The following is an 18,079-nucleotide window of genomic DNA, read 5'->3' as shown; positions in this document are numbered from 1 at the left end:
CCTCAGTTCCGCGTGGCCGGCTCGGGGTCCCGCCGCTCCCGCGAGGAGTGCGGGGCCTTCGTGCCCTCCGCCGCCTCCTGGCCGCCGCCCTCCGATATGCCGAACCGGTCGTGGAAGCGGCGCAGCACCGGCGGCGCCCACCAGGTGGCCCGCCCGGTCAGCCGCATCACCGCGGGCACCAGCAGGGTGCGGACCACCATCGCGTCCATGAGCACCGCGAGCGCGATGCCGAGCCCCAGCATCTTGGTGTTGGCCACCCGCGACGTGCCGATCGCGACCATCACCACGGCCAGGATCACCGCCGCCGCCGTGATCAGTCCGCCGGTCCGCTTGAGCCCGAACTCGATGGACGCCTGGTGGTCGCCGCTGCGGTCGTACTCCTCCTTGATCCGTGAGAGCAGGAACACCCCGTAGTCCATGGAGAGTCCGAAGGCCACGCAGAACATCAGCACCGGCAGGGTCGTCTCGATGCTGCCGGTGGCTGTGAAGCCCAGCAGTCCGGACAGATGACCGTCCTGGAAGACCCACACCACCGCGCCGAACATCGCGGTGAGGCTCAGCGCGTTGAGCAGCACCGCCTGGAGCGGGATGATCACGCTGCCGGTGAGCAGGAAGACCAGCAGCAAGGTGACCAGGGCGATGATCCCGGCCGCCCATGGCAGCCGTTGGCCGATGGTGTCCTTGGTGTCCACCAGGACGGCGGCCTGGCCGGTCACCGAGGCTTTGAAGTCCGTGGGCACGGCGCGGATCGCGCCGACCAGGTGCTGGGTGCCGGCGTCCACCGCCTCGCTCGTGGACAGCACCGTCATGTAGGCGGCGCCTGAGTCCCGGGCAACGACCGGCCCCTCGACCCGGACAACGCCGGGCAGGGCGGCCACCCGCTTCTCGTATCCGGCCAGTTGGGACCGGTCGGCGCCTTCGGCCAGCACCGTGATGGCGCCGTCGGGACTGCCGGGGAACTCCTGGCGGATGTGCTGCTGCACCACATGGGACTCGGCCGCTGAGGGCAACTGCCGGTCGTCCGCGGCGCCGAAGCGCACCTGGAGGAAGGGCAGTCCGAGCAGCAGCAGGCCCGCGACCGCGCCGATCGCGAAGAGCGGCGCCCTGCGCATCACCAGCCGGGCGAAGGCGGCGTATCCCGCGCCGGGGTCGCTCGCGGGCCTGCGGCGCAGTGCCTTGCGCAGATCCAGCGCGTTGACCCGGTCTCCGAGCAGGACCAGGCAGGCGGGCAGCGCGATCAGCGCCGCGGCGGCGGCCAGCAGCACCACGGCGATCCCCGCGTAGGCGAAGGAGCGCAGGAAGTACTGCGGGAAGACGAGCATCGCGGCGAGCGAGGCGGCGACGGTCAGGGCCGAGAAGAGGACGGTGCGGCCCGCGGTGCGCAGGGTCACTCCGACCGCCGCGCGCGGGGTGAGTCCGGTCGCCAGCTCTTCGCGGAATCTGCGGACGATGAACAGGGCGTAGTCAATCGCGAGGCCGAGGCCGAGCGCGGTGGTGAGATTCTGCGCGAAGACCGAGACGTCGGTGAACGAGGTGATGGCGCGCAGCACCGCGTTGGTGCCGAGGATCGCGATGATGCCGACGCCCAGGGGCAGTAGTGCGGCGATGGCGCTGCCGAAGACCATGACGAGCAGTATCAGGGTGACGGGCAGGGCGATCATCTCGGCCTTGACCAGGTCGTCCTGGATGGTGCTCTGCAATTCGTGCCGGACGGCGGCAGAGCCGCCGACGCTCACGTGGACCGGTCCGTGCTCCCCGCGGTAGGCGGGGGCGATCCGTTTGACGGCGGTGGCCACCGCGTCGTCGTCGCCCTTGAGCCGGGCGGTGATCATCGCCGAGCCGTCGTCCTTGGCGCGCAGCACCGGCGCGTGGGTGCCCCAGTAGGAGGTGACGCCGGTGACGGCCGGATCGGCGGCGAGCTTGCGGGCCAGCTCCTGCCCCTGCGCGGCAACGGAGGGGCTGTCGACTCCCGCGCCCTTGGCGTCGACCAGCAGGACCAGATTGGGCTGGGAGGCGGGGAAGTGGTCGGCGAGCGCCGCGGTCGCGTACGAGGACTCGGAGTCGGGCGCTTCCCAGCCGCCGCTGGCCAGCCGGTCGGCCACGCCTCGCCCGGCGACGACCGCGAGCGCGGTGAAGAGGAGGGCGAGCAGCAGCGTCAGCCTGGGCCGGGCCGTGACGGCCCGCGTCCAGCCCCCGACCTCGGAGTCGTGGTTGACATCAGCCATGACAAAAGGTGTCCTCTCCCCGTAGTGCGACGTAGAATCGCAAATGCGAACTGTCGCTCGCGTTTCAAGAATGCGAGTGACCGCTCGTGTTTGTCAATACCCCTGGGGAGTCACCGTGTCCGAGGCGGAAGAGCGGCAGCCGCGCCGTCGGCAGGCCCGCGGCGAGCGGCGTGTCACACAGCTCCTCCAGGCCGCCGCCAGCGTGTTCTGCGCGCTGGGCTACACGGCGTCCAGCACCAACGCGATCGCCCGCGAGGCAGGGGTGTCGCCGGGCACGCTCTACCAGTTCTTCCCGAACAAGGAGGCCATCGCCGTCGAGCTGGGCAGCCAGCTCGCCAAGGAGATGGAAGCCACCCACGGCCGGGTCTTCACCGTCGAGAACGCCCTGCTGCCGCTGGACGAGATGATCGACGCCGTCGCCGGCCCCTTCATCGAGTTCAACTGCGCCAACCCGGCCTTCCTCGCCCTGATCAAGGGCCCGGACACTCCCGGCAAGGTCGCCGAGGGCCACGACGAGCTGCACGCGTCACTGCTCGCGCGCCTCACCGAACTGCTCGGCGTCCGTCAGCCGTCGCTGTCCACAGCGGAACGCACGCTTGTAGCGCAGATGTCCTTCGCGATGTTCAAGGCAGGACTCGACCTCGTCGTCCAGCACGAGGGCGAGGAACGGGACGCGTACGCGCGGGAGATGAAGGGGATGCTCTACCGCTATCTGGCGCCCTACCTGGGCACCGGGGCGGTCACCGCCCCGGACACGGCCGCCGCCCCCGCCGCAGCCGCCGCCCCGGACAAGGGCGCCGCCCCGGACAGGAGCCCAGAAGACAGCACGGACACCGCCGCCGCGCGCTGACTCCGGGTCCGGGGACGCGGCCGACGGCTACTTGCCGCGGCCGGCCGAGAAACAGGGAAATCCGCCCCGGTCCTTGCCCGGTGGCGGACTTGTGCGCGCGACAGTGGCGCCTGTGACGGATGTCGACGTGGTGGTGGCCGCTGCCCCTGGTCCCGCGGGCAGGCCACCGGCCGGTCCCGTACCACCACCGCCGGAGGGTCCCGGTACGGCCACCGCGTCACCCGCGAAGGACGCCCGTACCACCATCGAGGGAGGCCGGGGCGCCTCGCGCTCCCCCACCAGGCGTGGATCGCGGCGCTCACGCGCTCGCGAGACCCACTGCACCAATGTGCCGATACCGGCGACGAGCATCGATATACCGAGCCCCAGGCAGAGGGCGAAGAACGAGTTGGAAGCGGCTTTGCCGCTGAAATAACCGGCTCCGACGGAATAGCTGGCCCAGACGGCCTCCGCGACACCCGCGCCCACCGCGTAACGCCGGGCGGGATAGCGCACGACACCCGCCGCGAGACCGCCTATCACTCGGCCGCTGGGCAGAAAGCGCACGCCGATCACAAAGGGCACACCGTGTCGCTGTATCCGCAGGGCGGCCCATCTGAGCAGCGCCGCCCGGCGTTCGTTGCGCTCCATGCGGGCCAGGACACGGCCGCTGAGCGCCCGGCCGGTGCGGTGGATCAGCATGTCGCCGAGGACCGCACTGCCCGCCACCACCAGCAGCACGAGGGCGATGTCCAGCCGTCCCTCGGCCGCCATCACTCCGCCGGTCACGAGCAGCACGGAGTTGGGCACGAGTGGCGGGGCCGTGGTGAGGGCCAGTACCGCGTATGCCCAGAAGACGTGTCCACCTCGCAGGTACTCAGCGAGACCCGAGGTGAAGTCCAGTGACGACACGTTCAGTGCAACGTCCATTCCACCGCCCCTCTTCCCGCCCCCGGGCTTCAAAACTGACAGCGGCCGGTGGGACGGGGCAAGGGGGTTTCCCGTGGATCAGGGGATTCCTCGGGGGCTCCCAGGAGAATTCATCCTGAGGGTCCAGTCGGGCTACTCCTCAGGGAGTACGGGCGCGCCTGTCACGGAACGCGGAATGCTCCCGGCGCACTGGACCTCCGGGTCACCGGGTCACCGGGTCACCGAGTCAGCGAGTCAGCGGCCGAGCAGTTCGCCGCCGTTGCACTGAAGGATCTCGCCGGTGATGAAGCCGGCCTCGGGGGACGCGAGGAAGAGCACGGCCGCCGCCACGTCGGCGGGGTGGCCGACGCGGCCCACGAGCGTGCGCCCGGCCCGCCGGGTCAGCTCGGCGTCATTGAGCCGCGAACCGAAGAATTCGGTGCCCGCCACGGTGCCGGGCGCCACGATGTTGCATGTGACGCCCTGCGGGCCGAGCTGGGCGGCCAGCGAGTGGTTCCAGGCGTGCAGGGCGGCCTTGGAGGCCCCGTAGGAGCCGCCGCCGCGCAGCGCGGCCACCGAGGTGACCGTGACCACCCGGCCGCTGTCGGTGAAGCGGTCCCGCAGCGATTCGGTCAGCAGCACCGCGGTCAGCACATTGCGCTCGAAGTCGCCTCGCCAGCGGGCGAGCACCCCGTGCGGGCCCGCGCCGATCGCCAGTTCCCGGCTGCCCGCGTTGTTCACCAGGACGTCGACCTGCTCGGGCAGGTGCCGGAGCGCCGCCTCGACGTCGTCGGGGTCGGCCAGGTCGCAGGCGACCGGGGTGACGTCCAGCCCGCGTTCCCGGCGCAGCTCCTCCGCGGTGGCGTGCAGGACCTCACGGCGACGGCCGACGATCGTGACGTGGTGGCCCTCCTCGGCGAAGCGGATCGAGATCGCCCGACCGATGCCCGTACCCCCGCCGGTCACGACGACGCTGCGGCCCGCTGTCCCGTTCTGTGCCATGTACTCCGCCCCTCATGAGGAGACAGCACGCTACGGGATCGCCCCATACCGCCCGCGAGCGGGGTAGCCTGCGAAAACGCCCCCATTCGAAGAGACGTAGATCACAGGGCTTGGAACGTAACCATTACGGTGGTTCGTGGGTCTTATGTCTTGAGCACCGCGCTCCCGGCGGAGCCGGTGGGGGGCTGCGGAACGGGCTGTCTTGGGGGACGGCCCGGGAATGCGTCGCCGGGGCGATGTCCGGGGAGCTTTGAGCGGCCCTCCCGGGCCGCAGTCGTCCCGGCACGGCGCAGCCGCCGAAAGACGCCCGGTCGGACCCGTGGGGGGATCCGTTCCGGGAACGGGAGCGCCCCGTGCCGGACCCGTGGGGGGATCCAGCGCGGGGCGCTTCTTCATGCGTGGTGGGGCCAGGCTCAGCCCGTGGTTCAGCGGCCCTCGACGGGCACGTAGTCGCGGATCTCGACGCCCGTGTAGATCTGCCGCGGACGGCCGATGCGGGAGCCGGGCTCCTTGATCATCTCGTGCCACTGGGCGATCCAGCCGGGCAGCCGCCCGATGGCGAACAGCACGGTGAACATGCTGGTCGGGAAGCCCATGGCCCGGTAGATCAGGCCGGTGTAGAAGTCCACGTTCGGGTACAGCTTGCGCGAGACGAAGTAGTCGTCGCCGAGCGCGTGCTCTTCGAGCTTGAGCGCGATGTCCAGAAGCTCGTCGGACTTGCCGAGCGCCGACAGGACGTCGTGCGCGGCCGACTTGATGATCTTCGCCCGGGGGTCGAAGTTCTTGTAGACGCGGTGTCCGAAGCCCATGAGCTTCACACCGTCTTCCTTGTTCTTCACCTTGCGGATGAAGGCGTCCACGTCGCCGCCGTCGGCCTGGATGCCTTCCAGCATCTCCAGCACCGACTGGTTGGCGCCACCGTGCAGGGGGCCCCACAGCGCGCTGATACCGGCCGAGATCGAGGCGAACTGGTTCGCCTGCGAGGAGCCGACCAGCCGGACCGTCGACGTCGAACAGTTCTGCTCGTGGTCGGCGTGCAGGATGAAGAGCTTGTCGAGGGCGCTGACCACGACCGGGTCGAGCTCGTACTCCTCGGCCGGCACGGAGAACGTCATGCGCAGGAAGTTCTCGACATAGCCGAGGTCGTTGCGCGGGTAGACCACCGGCTGACCGACGGACTTCTTGTACGCGTACGCCGCGATGGTCGGCAGCTTGGCGAGCAGCCGGATCGTGGAGAGGTGGCGCTGCTCGGGATCGAACGGGTTGTGGCTGTCCTGGTAGAAGGTCGACAGCGCGCTCACCACGGACGACAGCATCGCCATCGGGTGGGCGTCACGGGGGAAGCCGTCGTAGAACCGTTTGACGTCCTCGTGCAAAAGGGTGTGCTGGGTGATCTCGCCCTTGAACTCGGCCAGCTCGTCGACCGTCGGCAGTTCGCCGTTGATCAGCAGGTAGGCGGTCTCCAGGAAGCTTCCGCGCTCGGCGAGCTGCTCGATCGGGTAACCGCGGTAGCGCAGGATGCCTTCCTCACCATCGAGGAAGGTGATCGCGGACTTGTAGGCCGCAGTGTTGCCGTAACCGCTGTCCAGGGTGACCAGCCCGGTGTCGGCGCGCAGCTTGCCGATGTCGAAGCCGTTGTCACCGACGGTGCTGTCAACCACCGGGTAGCTGTACTCGCCGTCCCCATACCGCAGTACTACAGACTTGTCGCTCACGTCATTCCCTCACCGACGGTGTTGCCTCTTCTTCGAGGTGCCCTGACGAGGTCCACTGTCCCCCATTTGGCACTGGCGTGTGCACTCGGGGTCGGCCATCGGGCCGAAAGGTGGCACTCAGTGCCTATTTTGCGCCCCTGGACAGCCGGTGGTCGAGAGCCGTGAAGCGCTTTCCCGCCGACACCGTCCGCACCGCCTGACCGATGGCGCGACGCGATCCGACCAGCACGACGAGCCGCTTCGCCCTGGTCACAGCGGTGTAGAGCAGATTGCGCTGCAGCATCATCCAGGCACTGGTGGTGACAGGGATCACCACGGCCGGATACTCACTGCCCTGCGAGCGGTGGATCGTCACCGCATACGCGTGGGCCAGCTCGTCCAGCTCGTCGAAGTCGTACGGGATCTCCTCGTCCTCGTCGGTGTGCACGGTGAGGCGCTGCTCGACGGTGTCCAGCCCGGTGACCACGCCGACCGTGCCGTTGAAGACGCCGTTCGCGCCCTTGTCGTAGTTGTTCCTGATCTGCGTGACCTTGTCGCCGACCCGGAAGGTCCGGCCGCCGAACCGGCGCTCGGGCAGGTCGGGCCGCGCCGGGGTGACGGCCTGCTGGAGCAGTCCGTTGAGCACGCCCGCGCCCGCGGGACCCCGGTGCATCGGCGCGAGCACCTGGACGTCCCGGCGCGGGTCGAGCCCGAAGCGGGCCGGGATGCGGCGGGCCACCACGTCCACGGTCAGCCTGGCCACCTCCTCCGAGTCCTCCTCGGCGAAGAGGAAGAAGTCGGGCAGGCCCTGAGTGAGCGGCGGGACACCGGAGTTGATCCGGTGCGCGTTGGTCACCACCCCGGACTGCTGGGCCTGCCGGAAGATACGTGTGAGCCGCACGGCGGGCACGGGGCCGTCCGCCGCGAGCAGGTCACGCAGCACCTCACCCGCGCCGACGCTCGGCAACTGGTCCACATCGCCGACGAACAGCAGGTGCGCGCCCGGCGGCACCGCCTTCACCAGCTTGTTCGCCAGCAGCAGGTCGAGCATCGACGCCTCGTCGACCACCACCAGATCCGCGTCCAGCGGCCGGTCCTTGTCGTACGCCGCGTCGCCGCCCGGCTTCAGCTCCAGCAGCCGGTGCACGGTCGAGGCCTCGGCGCCGGTCAGCTCGGCCAGCCGCTTGGCGGCGCGGCCGGTCGGGGCGGCCAGCACCACCTTGGCCTTCTTCGCGCGCGCCAGCTCCACCACCGAGCGCACGGTGAACGACTTGCCGCAGCCGGGACCGCCGGTGAGCACCGCGACCTTCTCGGTCAGCGCCAGCCGTACCGCCTCCTGCTGTTCCGGTGCGAGATCGGCCCCCGTCCTGGTCGCCAGCCAGGCCAGCGCCTTGTCCCACTCCACGTCCCGGAAGGCGGGCAGCCGGTCCTCCGGTCCGCGCAGCAGCCGCAGCAACTGGGCGGCGAGCGATATCTCGGCCCGGTGGAAGGGGACCAGGTAGACGGCCTTCACCTGTTCCTCGTTCCCGTCCGGCGAGGGCACGCTCTCCCGGACGACGCCCTCCTCCTCGGCCAGCTCGCCCAGGCAGTCGATCACCAGCCCCGTGTCGACCTGGAGCAGCTTCACCGATTCCGCGATCAGCCGTTCCTCGGGCAGATAGCAGTTGCCGCCGTCAGTGGCCTGCGACAGGGCGTACTGCAATCCCGCCTTGACCCGCTCCGGGCTGTCGTGGGGTATCCCGACCGCCTGCGCGATCCGGTCCGCGGTCAGGAAGCCGATCCCCCAGACCTCGGCGGCCAGCCGGTACGGCTGGTTCTTCACCACGGAGATCGACGCGTCCCCGTAGCCCTTGTAGATCCGCACGGCGATGGAAGTGGACACCCCCACTCCCTGGAGGAAGACCATCACCTCCTTGATCGCCTTCTGCTCCTCCCACGCGGCGGCGATCAGCTTGGTGCGCTTGGGGCCAAGCCCCGGCACCTCGATCAGCCGCTTCGGCTCGCCCTCGATGATCTCCAGCGTGCCGGTGCCGAAGTGGTCGACGATCCGCTCCGCGATCCTCGGCCCGATGCCCTTGATCAGCCCCGATCCCAGGTAGCGGCGTATCCCCTGGATCGTGGCCGGCAGCACCGTCGTGTAGTTCTCGACACTGAACTGCTTGCCGTACTGCGGATGCGAGCCCCAGCGGCCGTGCATCCGCAGCGACTCCCCCGGCTGCGCCCCCAGCAGCGCGCCGACGACCGTGAGCAGATCCCCCGAGCCACGGCCGGTGTCCACCCGCGCGACCGTGTACCCGGTGTCCTCGTTGGCGTACGTGATCCGTTCCAGGACGCCGTCCAGCACGGCCAGCCCCGACTCGCCCATGCCCGGCCTCCCTTCCCGGCCCTCCGGTTGGTGATCTGTTCCGAAGGTACCGGTTGGCTCGGACACCCCGTTGCCGCCCTGTGGATAACTCTCCGGCGGCAACTCCCCCTGTGGACAACGCCGCTCGGGCCACCCGGCTGCGGCCCTTCACGCGTTCGGCCGAACTCCAGGGGCCGCCGCTCGCGCGCCCGCGTAGCGTGCGGCACATGAGCGACCGACCGCTGCAGGACGAAGTCCTGACCGAGCTGGGTGACGAGCGGCTTCAGGAGATGGCCGATCGGCTCGGCACGGACACGGACGCGGCTCGGCAGGTCGTGGGCGCCTCGGTCGGTTCGCTGACCGGTGTGGTCACGGACGAGGCGGTGACACCGGGCGGGACCGCGGAGTTGAGCCAGGCGCTGGAGCAGGCCGCCTCGGAACCGGAGCCGCTCACCGGGGTCGCCGGTTTCGCGGGGCTCGGCACGGGCGTGGGCGGCGGTCTGCTCACCACGGTGCTGCGCAAGGCGACCGCGCCGACGGCCCGCGCGGTGTCGAAGCGGACGGGTCTTCCGGTGGCGGCGGTCACGGGGGCGCTGGAGACGCTCATTCCCGTGGTGGCGACGGTGCTGGCCAAGCGGGCCCGCCGGGCGAAGTGAGGCGGACGCGGCGAGCCGCCCCGGCGGTCACAGCGTCCGCACAGAGATACGAAAGAGGTCCGGCACAAGGCCGGACCTCTTTCGTTTCCCCCCTGCTACCCCCGAAGCCCCCCTCGGGCGCATTTCCCTCTCGGCTCCGTGAAACCCCTCCCAGGAGCCTTGATGCCCAGTAAGACCACCGACCCCCCGGAAGGGTTGTACGACGGATGCGTAATCTCTCAAGTTTTTTTCAGAGAACGTGCCGGAGGTACCGATCGGCGATCTCGGCGACCAGTTCAGCGCCGTCCCTGGCCCACAGCGCGGGGTTGAAGATCTCCACCTCGACCGGCCCGCGAAAGCCCGTCGCGTCCACCTGCTCACGCAGTCCCCGCAGGTCGACGCAGCCGTCGCCGAGCTGTCCCCGCCCCAGCAGCACCCCCTCCGGCAGCGGTGTCACCCAGTCGGCGACCTGGAAGGAGGCGATCCTGCCGCCCGCTCCGGCCCGGACGATCTGCGTAGGCACCATGTCGTCCCACCACAGGTGATAGGTGTCGACCACGACACCCACGTGGTCCGCGGGGAAACGTTCGGCGATGTCCAGCGCCTGGCCGAGCGTGGAGACCACACACCGGTCGGAGGCGTACATCGGGTGCAGGGGCTCGATCGCGAGCCGTACCCCGTGCTCCGCCGCGTAGGGCGCCAGCTCGCCGATCGCGTCGGCGACCCGCTCCCTGGCGGCGGCGATGTCGCGGTCGCCCGCGGGCAGGCCGCCGGAAACCAGCACCAAGGTGGCCGTTCCCAGCGTCGCCGCCTCGTCGATCGCCGCGCGGTTGTCGTCCAGCGCAGTCGCCCGCTCCGCCGGGTCGGTCGCGGTGAAGAATCCGCCGCGGCACAGCGATGTCACGGTGAGCCCGCTGTCCCGCATCAGGTCCGCTGCACGCTCGACGCCGTACTCCCGCACCGGCGCCCGCCACAGCCCCACCGAGCCGATCCCGGCCGCCACGCACCCCTTGGCCAGCTCGGGCAGCGACCACTGCTTGACGGTCTCCTGGTTGATGCTCAGCCGCGAGAGGTCGCAGGTCACGTCGCTGTGCACGTCGTCGTGAGAGGCGGATGCGGAGGACTCGGGGTCGGGCGACGTCGGTACGGTCATGCGTCCACTCCGTATACGGCGAGCAGGCCGCGCATCCGAGCCTCGGCGAGTCCGGGGTCGGGGAACAGGCCGATCCGGTCGGCCAGTTCGTAGGCGCGGGCGAGATGCGGCAGGGAACGGGCCGACTGGAGACCGCCGACCATGCTGAAGTGCGACTGGTGCCCGGCCAGCCAGGCGAGCAGGACGACACCGGTCTTGTAGAAGCGTGTCGGTGTCTGGAACAGGTGCCGGGACAACTCGACGGTGGGGTCGAGAACGCGGCGGAAACCGGCGGCGTCCCCGGTGTCGAGGGCGCTGACGGCAGCCGACGCCAGGGGCGCGAGCGGGTCGAAGATGCCGAGCAGCGCGTGGCTGAAGCCCTGTTCGTCGCCCTCGATCAGCTCGGGGTAGTTGAAGTCGTCGCCGGTGTAGCAGCGCACGCCCTGCGGCAGGCGGCGGCGCAGTTCGACCTCGCGCCGCGCGTCGAGCAGCGAGATCTTCACGCCGTCGATCTTGTCCGGGTGGGCCTTGATGACGTCGAGGAAGGTGTCGGTCGCCGCGTCCAGGTCGTCGCTGCCCCAGTACCCGGCGAGCGCCGGGTCGAACATCGGGCCGAGCCAGTGCAGGATCACCGGGTCACCGGCCTGACGCAGCAGCCGCCCGTACACCTGCAGATAGTCCTCAGGGCCCTTCGCGACCGCGGCGAGGGCGCGGGACGCCATGAGGACGGCCTGCGAACCGGTCGCCTCGACGAGCGCCAACTGCTCCTCGTAGGCGGCGGCGACCTCGTCCAGTGTGGCGGCGGGACCGGTGAGCTGGTCGGTGCCGACACCGCAGGCGATCCGGCCGCCGACGGCGCGCGCCTCGGCCGCCGACCTGCGGATCAGCTCCGCCGCGCCCGCCCAGTCGAGCCCCATGCCGCGCTGCGCGGTGTCCATGGCCTCGGCCACGCCCAGCCCGTGCGACCACAGATGGCGGCGGAAGGCGAGAGTGGCGTCCCAGTCGACGGCCGCGGGCTCGTCCGCCGCCGTCCGCAGCGGGTCGGCCACGACATGGGCGGCGGAGTACACGACACGGCTGCGCAGCGGAAGATCCGCGCTATAGGTGACGGATTCCGAACGCGGCACATAGGTGCGCGTTTCACCGGACGCGTCCGGCAGCAGGATGCTCACAGGGCCAGCTCCGGAACCTCGAAGCGGCGGCCCTGCGCGGAGGAGGCCAGGCCGAGTTCGGCGAGCTGGACGCCCCGGGCACCGGCCAGCAGGTCCCACTGCCAGGGCTCGTCGAGCGCGACGTGCCGCAGGAACAGCTCCCACTGGACCTTGAATCCGTTGTCGAAGTCGCCGTTGTCCGGGACCTCCTGCCACTGGTCCCTGAAGGACTCGGTGGCGGGCAGGTCCGGATTCCACACCGGCTTCGGCGTGGCGGAACGGTGCTGGACGCGGCAGTTGCGCAGCCCGGCGACCGCGGAGCCGTGCGTGCCGTCGACCTGGAACTCCACCAATTCGTCGCGGTTGACGCGCACCGCCCAGGAGGAGTTGATCTGTGCGACGGCGCCGCCCTCGAGTTCGAAGACACCGTAGGCGGCGTCGTCCGCGGTGGCGTCGTACGGCTTGTCCTTCTCGTCCCAGCGCTGCGGGATGTGGGTGGTGGCCAGCGCCTGGACGGTACGGACCCGGCCGAACAGCTCGTGCAGCAGGTACTCCCAGTGCGGGAACATGTCGGCCACGATGCCGCCGCCGTCCTCCGAGCGGTAGTTCCAGGAGGGGCGTTGGGCGCTCTGCCAGTCGCCTTCGAAGACCCAGTAGCCGAATTCGCCGCGGATGGACAGGATCCGGCCGAAGAAGCCGCCGTCGATGAGCCGCTTGAGCTTCAGCAGGCCCGGCAGGAAGAGCTTGTCCTGCACGACGCCGTGCTTGACGCCCGCGGATGTGGCGAGCCGGGCGAGTTCCAGCGCTCCGTCGAGTGAGGTGGCGGTGGGCTTCTCGCAGTAGATGTGCTTGCCCGCGGCGATGGCCGCCTTCAGCGCGGTCTCGCGGGCCGCGGTCACCTGCGAGTCGAAGTAGATGTCGACGGAGGGGTCGGCGAGGACGGCGTCGAGGTCGGTCGACCAGTGCTCGATGCCGTGCCGCTCGGCCATGGCCCGCAGCGCGTGCTCGCGCCGGCCCAGCAGGATCGGCTCGGGCCACAGTGTGGTGCCGTCGCCGAGGTCGAGTCCGCCCTGCTCACGCAGGCTCAGGATGGAGCGGACCAGGTGCTGCCGGTATCCCATCCGCCCGGTGACGCCGTTCATGGCGATCCGCACTGTCCTGCGTGTCACGTGACAAGTCCTCTCGTCGCTGCCGGGTGCAGGGAACGCGCCCACGGTCACCAGCACGGCGATAGCAAGCGCTTTCTTCTCGTTCACGCTAGCTGCCACGGCCTGCGTTCGACAAGAGTCTCCTGGTGGTGAATGGAAGCGCTTTCTCTCACATGCGCCACCGCTCCCCCTCGCGTCCACGAAGTGAGACCATGTGCCCCTGCGAGCGGGAACGCGCACCTCACGGCGCCCCTCACGCCCACCACCCCCTACAGAAGGACCGGACCGAGATGGCAGTGACTCTGGCCGATGTGGCGGCGCGCGCCGGAGTGTCGTCGGCGACCGTGTCCCGTGTTCTGAACGGCAACTACCCGGTCGCGGGAAGCACTCGGGAGCGGGTCAGGCGCGCCGTCGCCGAACTGGACTATGTCGTCAACGGCCAGGCGCGGGCCCTCGCCGCCGCCACCTCCGACCTGGTCGGCGTCCTCGTCAACGATGTCGCCGACCCCTTCTTCGGGCTCATCGCGAGCGCCGTCCAGGCCGAGATCAGCGCGGGCGCGGCGCCGGGCGGCGGCAAGCTCGCCGTCGTGTGCAACACCGGTGGATCCCCCGAGGCCGAACTCACCTATCTCACGCTGCTCGAACGCCAGCGCGCGGCGGGCGTGGTCCTCACCGGGGGCGCCGTGGAGAGCGCGGAGCACACGGCGGCGGTCACCGCGCGGCTCACCCGGCTCGCCGCGTCCGGCGCCAATGTCGTGCTGTGCGGCCGTCCCCCGCTGACCCTGCCGGACAGCGGGCTCGTCGCGGCCACCGTCGCCTTCGACAACCGCGGCGGCGCGCGGCGGCTGACCGAGCACCTGCTGTCCCTGGGCCACCGCAGAATCGGTTACGTGACGGGGCCGGTCGAGCGCAGCACCTCCCGGCACCGGCTGGAGGGCCACCGTGCGGCCCAGGCCGCGAGCGGCACCCGGATCACCTCGGATCCGGAGGCGTACGCGGAGCGGCTGACGGTGCACGGGACGTACGACCGGGCGTCGGGTTACGACGCCGCGCTCGAACTGCTGCGGCGGGACGCGGGTCTGACCGCGATCGTGGCCGCGAACGACACGGTCGCGCTCGGCGTGTGCGCGGCGCTGCGGGACCAGGGGCTGAGCATTCCCGGTGACGTGTCGGTCGCCGGATTCGACGATCTGCCGTTCAGCGCCGATGTCTCCCCGGCCCTGACGACGGTCCGCATTCCCTTGCAGGAGGCGGGCGCGCGAGCCGGGCGGTTGGTGATGGGGCGGCTGTCCCCGCCGCCGGGCGGGGTCGCCACGATCCGTACGGAACTCATGGTCCGCGGGTCGACCGCGCCGCCGTCGGGCCGGTCCGACTGAAGTTATCCACAGGTTTCGGAGGGGTCTTCCGCCCGGCCCCGCGTCCGCCTACCTTTGACTCAGGCAAAGGAAATGGGGGATTGATCATGGCCGTCCGGGAGATCCGCGAATTCAACCGCTTCTACACCAACCTGATCGGCGCGCTCGACTACAGCCGCCACCTGCACACACCGTTCACCCTCACCGAGGCGCGCGTGCTGTACGAGCTGGCGCACGCCCCGCGGACCGACGCGGCCGACCTGCGGGTGGAGTTGTCGCTGGACGCGGGCCATCTCAGCCGGATGCTGGCCAAATTCGAGGAACGGCAACTGGTCACCCGCGGCCCGTCAGAACAGGACGCCAGGCGGCAGCGGATAGAGCTGACCACGCACGGGAGGCAGGCCGCGTCGCTGTTGGAGGAGCGGTCGGAGGAAGCCGTCGGCTCGCTGGTGGACCGCATACGTCCGCAGGACCGGCCGCGGCTGTCCGAGGCGATGCGGACGGTTCGGGAAATACTGCGCGACAACACCGTCAGCGGCGACAGCGGTGGCGACGGCCGTGCCCCGGCCACCGGCGGCGAGCCGTCCGCGTCGCGGGTCGTGCTGCGCGGCGCGCGCCCCGGCGATCTGGGGTGGTCCATCGAGCGCAACGCGGAGGTCTACGCGACGGAGTTCGGGTGGAACGAGGAGTACGAGGCGCTGGTCGCCCAGATCGTCGCGGACTTCGCCGCCCATCGCGATCCGGAGCGCGACGCGGTGTGGATCGCCGAACTCGACGGACAGCGGGCGGGCTGCGTCTTCTGTGTACGCGACAAGGAGCCGGACACCGCGCGGCTACGGCTGCTGCTGGTCGATCCGGCCGCCCGGGGACACGGCATAGGCAAGTTGTTGGTGGACGAATGCATCGCCTTCGCCCGCTCCGCCGGCTACACCGATCTGGTCCTGTGGACCAATGACATACTGGCCGGCGCCCGAACGATCTATCAGCGCGCGGGATTCGAACTCGTCGCGGAGCAGCGGCATCACAGCTTCGGCCGCGAACTCATGGGGCAGGACTGGCACTTGGCGCTGTAGGGGACAGCGCCGCGGGGCCGACACGACATCGCAGACACGGTACAGGGGGATTCCATGGCGATTTCGATGCAGAAGGTGGAGCAGACCGCGCCCGGTCTGGTCAGCCTCTACAAGCAGGCGGCCGTCAGCCTGGACAAGCACCGACTGTCGGGCGAAAGCGCCGCGGTCTATCTGGTGCTCGACCGCTCGGGCAGCATGCGGGAGTTCTACAACGACGGCACCGTCCAGCATCTCGCCGAGCAGACACTCGGCCTGGCCGCGCATTTCGACGACGACGGCATCGTCCCCGTCGTGTTCTTCTCCACCGAGGTCGACGGTGTGGACGAGGTGTCGCTGACGCGGTACGGCGGCCGGATCAACAAGCTCAATGAGGCGTACGGCCATATGGGTCGCACCAATTACGCGGCTGCCATGGAAGCGGTCATCGAGCACTATCAGCGGTCGGGGTCGACGGCGCCCGCGTTCGTGGTGTTCCAGACCGACGGCGGGCCGATCAACAAGGGCGCGACCATCGAGGTGCTGTGCAAGGCGGCGAAGCTGCCGATCTTCTGGCAGTTCGTGGGATTCGGGGACGACGAATTCCGCTTCCTGCGGCGGCTGGACGAACTGCCGGTACCCGCCAAACGGGTGGTGGACAACGCGGGGTTCTTCCCCGCGGGCAAGGACCCGCGATCGATATCGGACGCGGTGCTGTACGACCAGCTCATGGCAGAGTTCCCCGACTGGCTGGCGGCGGCCCGCGCGCAGGGCATCGTCGGCGGCTGAACAGGTGCCGAGCAGGGGCTGAACACGGGTCGGGCGGGGCCGAACGCGGTTGACCCGGCAGGAAGCGGTGCCTAGTGTCCGGCGAATGAAACTCGCCTTCTCCACTCTCGGCGTCCCGGCCCTGCCCATCGAGCAGGTGGTGCGGCTCGCGACGGAAAACGGCTTCCACGGCGTCGAATTGCGCGCCAGCGACGAGGAACCGGTCCACCCCGGTCTCTCGGCAGGTGAACGCGCCGACGTGGTCGAGCAGTTCGGCAAGGCCGGGGTCGAGATCCTCACCGTGGCCGCCTACGCCAAGGTGGCCGCGCCCGGGGACGACCAGCCGGTGCTCGACCAGATCGGCGCGGCGATGACCCTCGCGGCCGATCTGGGGGCCTCCTACGTGCGGGTGTTCCCCGGCGGAGGCGACACCGAGTCGCAGGAGGCGGACGCGGTCGCCGCGCGCAGGCTCGCCGCGGTGGCGCCGGTCGCCGCCGACCTCGGGGTGCGGGTGCTGCTGGAGACCCATGACTCGCACCGCGGCGGCGCCGATGTCGCGCGGATCCTGGGCCTGGTCGGACACCAGGGGGTCGGCACGATCTGGGACGTAATGCACACCTGGCTGGCGGGAGAGCAGCCGTCCACGACCTATCCGGCACTGGCCCCGTACCTGGGCTATGTCCAGGTCAAGGACATCGCTTCGGCGGCGGACACCACGCCGCTGGCGCTGGGGGCCGGGGTGCTGCCGCTGGCGGAGACCGTCGAGGTGCTGAGCCGGGCGGACTGGGACGGCTGGCTGTGCTGGGAGTACGAGAAGCGCTGGTATCCGCAGGTGCCGGAGTTGGCGGGGCTGCTCGGCCCGGCGCGCGAGCACCTGTCCCGGTTGCTGGCCGACTCGGCCTGAACGGCATGCTCGATCTGGCGCGGCTGAGGGCGCTGCACGCGGTGCACGTCCACGGGTCGGTGGGCGCGGCGGCCGAAGCGCTCGGCTACACGCCGTCGGCGGTCTCGCAGCAGATCTCCAAGCTGGAGCGGGAGACCAGGTCCGTGCTGCTGGAGCGGCACGGGCGCGGGGTGGCGCTCACGGACGCGGCGCATCTGCTGGTGGAGACCGCGCAACGGCTGATGTCGATCGTGGAGGCGGCCGAGGTCACGCTGGAGGAGCAGCGCGGACGACCCACGGGACGACTGACGCTGGCGGCGTTCCCGACGGCGGCCTGCGGGCTGCTGCCCGGAGTGCTGGCGGAACTGACCGCGGCGCACCCCGCGTTGGAGCTCCGGCTGCTGGAGGTGGACGCGCATCTGTCGGTGGACCTGGTGGCGCGCGGGGCGGTCGACCTGGCCGTGGCGCACGACTGGGACATCGCGCCCCTGCCCGCCCCGCCGGGCTTGGAGCGGGCGGTCATCGGGGACGACCGGTGCGACGTGCTGGTCCCTGCCGGGCACCGGTTGGCCGAGCGGGCGTCGCTGACGCGGGCGGATGTGGCGCACGAGCGGTGGATCTGCCAGCCGCCGGGGTCGGTGTGCCACGACTGGCTGGTGCGGACGTTGCGGGAGGCCGGGACGGAGCCGGACATGGCCTTCCAGGTTGGCGAGTACGGGACGCAGTTGGCGCTGGTGGGGGCGGGGCTCGGTATCGCGTTGGTGCCGAGGCTGGGGCGGGGACCGGTGCCCGAGGGCGTCGCGGTCGTACCGCTGGAGCCCGCTCCGGTGCGGCGGCTGTACGCGCTGTGGCGGACGGGGGCCGCGCGCAGGCCCTCGATCGTCGCGGCAGTCGACACGTTGAGGTCGCATTGGGCGGCTGGGCCCGGATCGGCCGCCGAGGACGGATGATCGGG

At 70.5% G+C, this 18,079-nt stretch carries 15 protein-coding genes; 7 read left to right on the top strand and 8 right to left on the bottom strand.

Annotated elements, in window-relative coordinates; translation table 11 throughout:
• Nucleotides 1-2 precede the first annotated feature (2 nt).
• Nucleotides 3-2,225: an MMPL family transporter gene (locus ABZX65_RS12130; RefSeq protein WP_355337041.1), complete on the bottom strand. Its 2,223-nt coding sequence runs from the start codon at nt 2,223-2,225 to the stop codon at nt 3-5.
• Between the two features lie 115 nt (nt 2,226-2,340).
• On the opposite strand from ABZX65_RS12130, the gene ABZX65_RS12125 reads away from it, so the two are divergent.
• Nucleotides 2,341-3,075, top strand: coding sequence for a TetR/AcrR family transcriptional regulator (locus tag ABZX65_RS12125; RefSeq protein ID WP_355337039.1), 735 nt, complete (start codon nt 2,341-2,343; stop codon nt 3,073-3,075).
• Nucleotides 3,076-3,102: 27 nt separating this feature from the next.
• Here the strand turns inward: ABZX65_RS12125 and ABZX65_RS12120 are convergent, their stop codons facing one another.
• The 4 genes from ABZX65_RS12120 to ABZX65_RS12105 form a co-directional block, all read right to left on the bottom strand.
• A complete protein-coding gene (locus ABZX65_RS12120) occupies nt 3,103-3,984 on the bottom strand; it encodes a DedA family protein (RefSeq protein WP_355337037.1) in 882 nt (293 codons plus the stop codon).
• A gap of 234 nt (nt 3,985-4,218) precedes the next feature.
• Nucleotides 4,219-4,965 carry an SDR family oxidoreductase gene (locus ABZX65_RS12115; RefSeq protein WP_355337035.1) on the bottom strand — a complete coding sequence of 249 codons (747 nt, stop codon included), beginning with the start codon at nt 4,963-4,965 and terminating at the stop codon, nt 4,219-4,221.
• A gap of 425 nt (nt 4,966-5,390) precedes the next feature.
• Entirely contained in the window at nt 5,391-6,680 is a 1,290-nt protein-coding gene (locus tag ABZX65_RS12110) for a citrate synthase (protein WP_188280320.1), read from the bottom strand.
• A 124-nt stretch (nt 6,681-6,804) separates the two neighbouring features.
• Nucleotides 6,805-9,024, bottom strand: a complete 2,220-nt coding sequence (locus tag ABZX65_RS12105; protein WP_355337032.1) for an ATP-dependent RecD-like DNA helicase — start codon at nt 9,022-9,024, stop codon at nt 6,805-6,807.
• A 206-nt stretch (nt 9,025-9,230) separates the two neighbouring features.
• Between ABZX65_RS12105 and ABZX65_RS12100 the strand changes: the two genes are divergently transcribed.
• On the top strand, nt 9,231-9,659 hold the full coding sequence (locus ABZX65_RS12100) for a DUF937 domain-containing protein (protein WP_355337030.1): 429 nt from the start codon (nt 9,231-9,233) through the stop codon (nt 9,657-9,659).
• Nucleotides 9,660-9,888: 229 nt separating this feature from the next.
• On the opposite strand, the gene ABZX65_RS12095 is transcribed toward ABZX65_RS12100, so the two are convergent.
• The 3 genes from ABZX65_RS12095 to ABZX65_RS12085 all read right to left on the bottom strand — a co-directional run bounded on the left by ABZX65_RS12095 (nt 9,889) and on the right by ABZX65_RS12085 (nt 13,090).
• Entirely contained in the window at nt 9,889-10,722 is an 834-nt protein-coding gene (locus tag ABZX65_RS12095) for a sugar phosphate isomerase/epimerase family protein (RefSeq protein WP_355337232.1), read from the bottom strand.
• A gap of 65 nt (nt 10,723-10,787) precedes the next feature.
• Complete coding sequence (locus ABZX65_RS12090; RefSeq protein ID WP_355337028.1) at nt 10,788-11,942, bottom strand: dihydrodipicolinate synthase family protein; 1,155 nt, start codon at nt 11,940-11,942, stop codon at nt 10,788-10,790.
• The gene (locus ABZX65_RS12085; RefSeq protein ID WP_355337026.1) at nt 11,939-13,090 is read right to left on the bottom strand and encodes a Gfo/Idh/MocA family oxidoreductase; all 1,152 of its coding nucleotides are present in this window, start codon (nt 13,088-13,090) and stop codon (nt 11,939-11,941) included. The genes ABZX65_RS12090 and ABZX65_RS12085 overlap by 4 nt, the downstream gene beginning before the upstream one ends.
• 269 nt (nt 13,091-13,359) lie before the next feature.
• Here ABZX65_RS12085 and ABZX65_RS12080 point away from each other — a divergent pair, with 269 nt between their 5' ends.
• From ABZX65_RS12080 to ABZX65_RS12060, 5 genes are all read left to right on the top strand, one after another.
• On the top strand, nt 13,360-14,445 hold the full coding sequence (locus ABZX65_RS12080) for a LacI family DNA-binding transcriptional regulator (RefSeq protein ID WP_355337024.1): 1,086 nt from the start codon (nt 13,360-13,362) through the stop codon (nt 14,443-14,445).
• Nucleotides 14,446-14,531: 86 nt separating this feature from the next.
• Nucleotides 14,532-15,497, top strand: a complete 966-nt coding sequence (locus tag ABZX65_RS12075) for a bifunctional helix-turn-helix transcriptional regulator/GNAT family N-acetyltransferase (protein ID WP_355337022.1) — start codon at nt 14,532-14,534, stop codon at nt 15,495-15,497.
• 54 nt (nt 15,498-15,551) lie between these two features.
• Nucleotides 15,552-16,262, top strand: coding sequence for a VWA domain-containing protein (locus tag ABZX65_RS12070; RefSeq protein WP_355337020.1), 711 nt, complete (start codon nt 15,552-15,554; stop codon nt 16,260-16,262).
• Nucleotides 16,263-16,347: 85 nt separating this feature from the next.
• On the top strand, nt 16,348-17,145 hold the full coding sequence (locus ABZX65_RS12065; RefSeq protein ID WP_355337018.1) for a sugar phosphate isomerase/epimerase family protein: 798 nt from the start codon (nt 16,348-16,350) through the stop codon (nt 17,143-17,145).
• A gap of 5 nt (nt 17,146-17,150) precedes the next feature.
• Nucleotides 17,151-18,074, top strand: a complete 924-nt coding sequence (locus tag ABZX65_RS12060; RefSeq protein ID WP_355337016.1) for a LysR family transcriptional regulator — start codon at nt 17,151-17,153, stop codon at nt 18,072-18,074.
• Nucleotides 18,075-18,079: the final 5 nt, after the last annotated feature.

Source organism: Streptomyces sp. NPDC003300 (assembly GCF_040610915.1).
Classification (GTDB): Bacteria; Actinomycetota; Actinomycetes; order Streptomycetales; family Streptomycetaceae; genus Actinacidiphila.
This window is presented reverse-complemented; position numbering and strand designations above follow the sequence as displayed.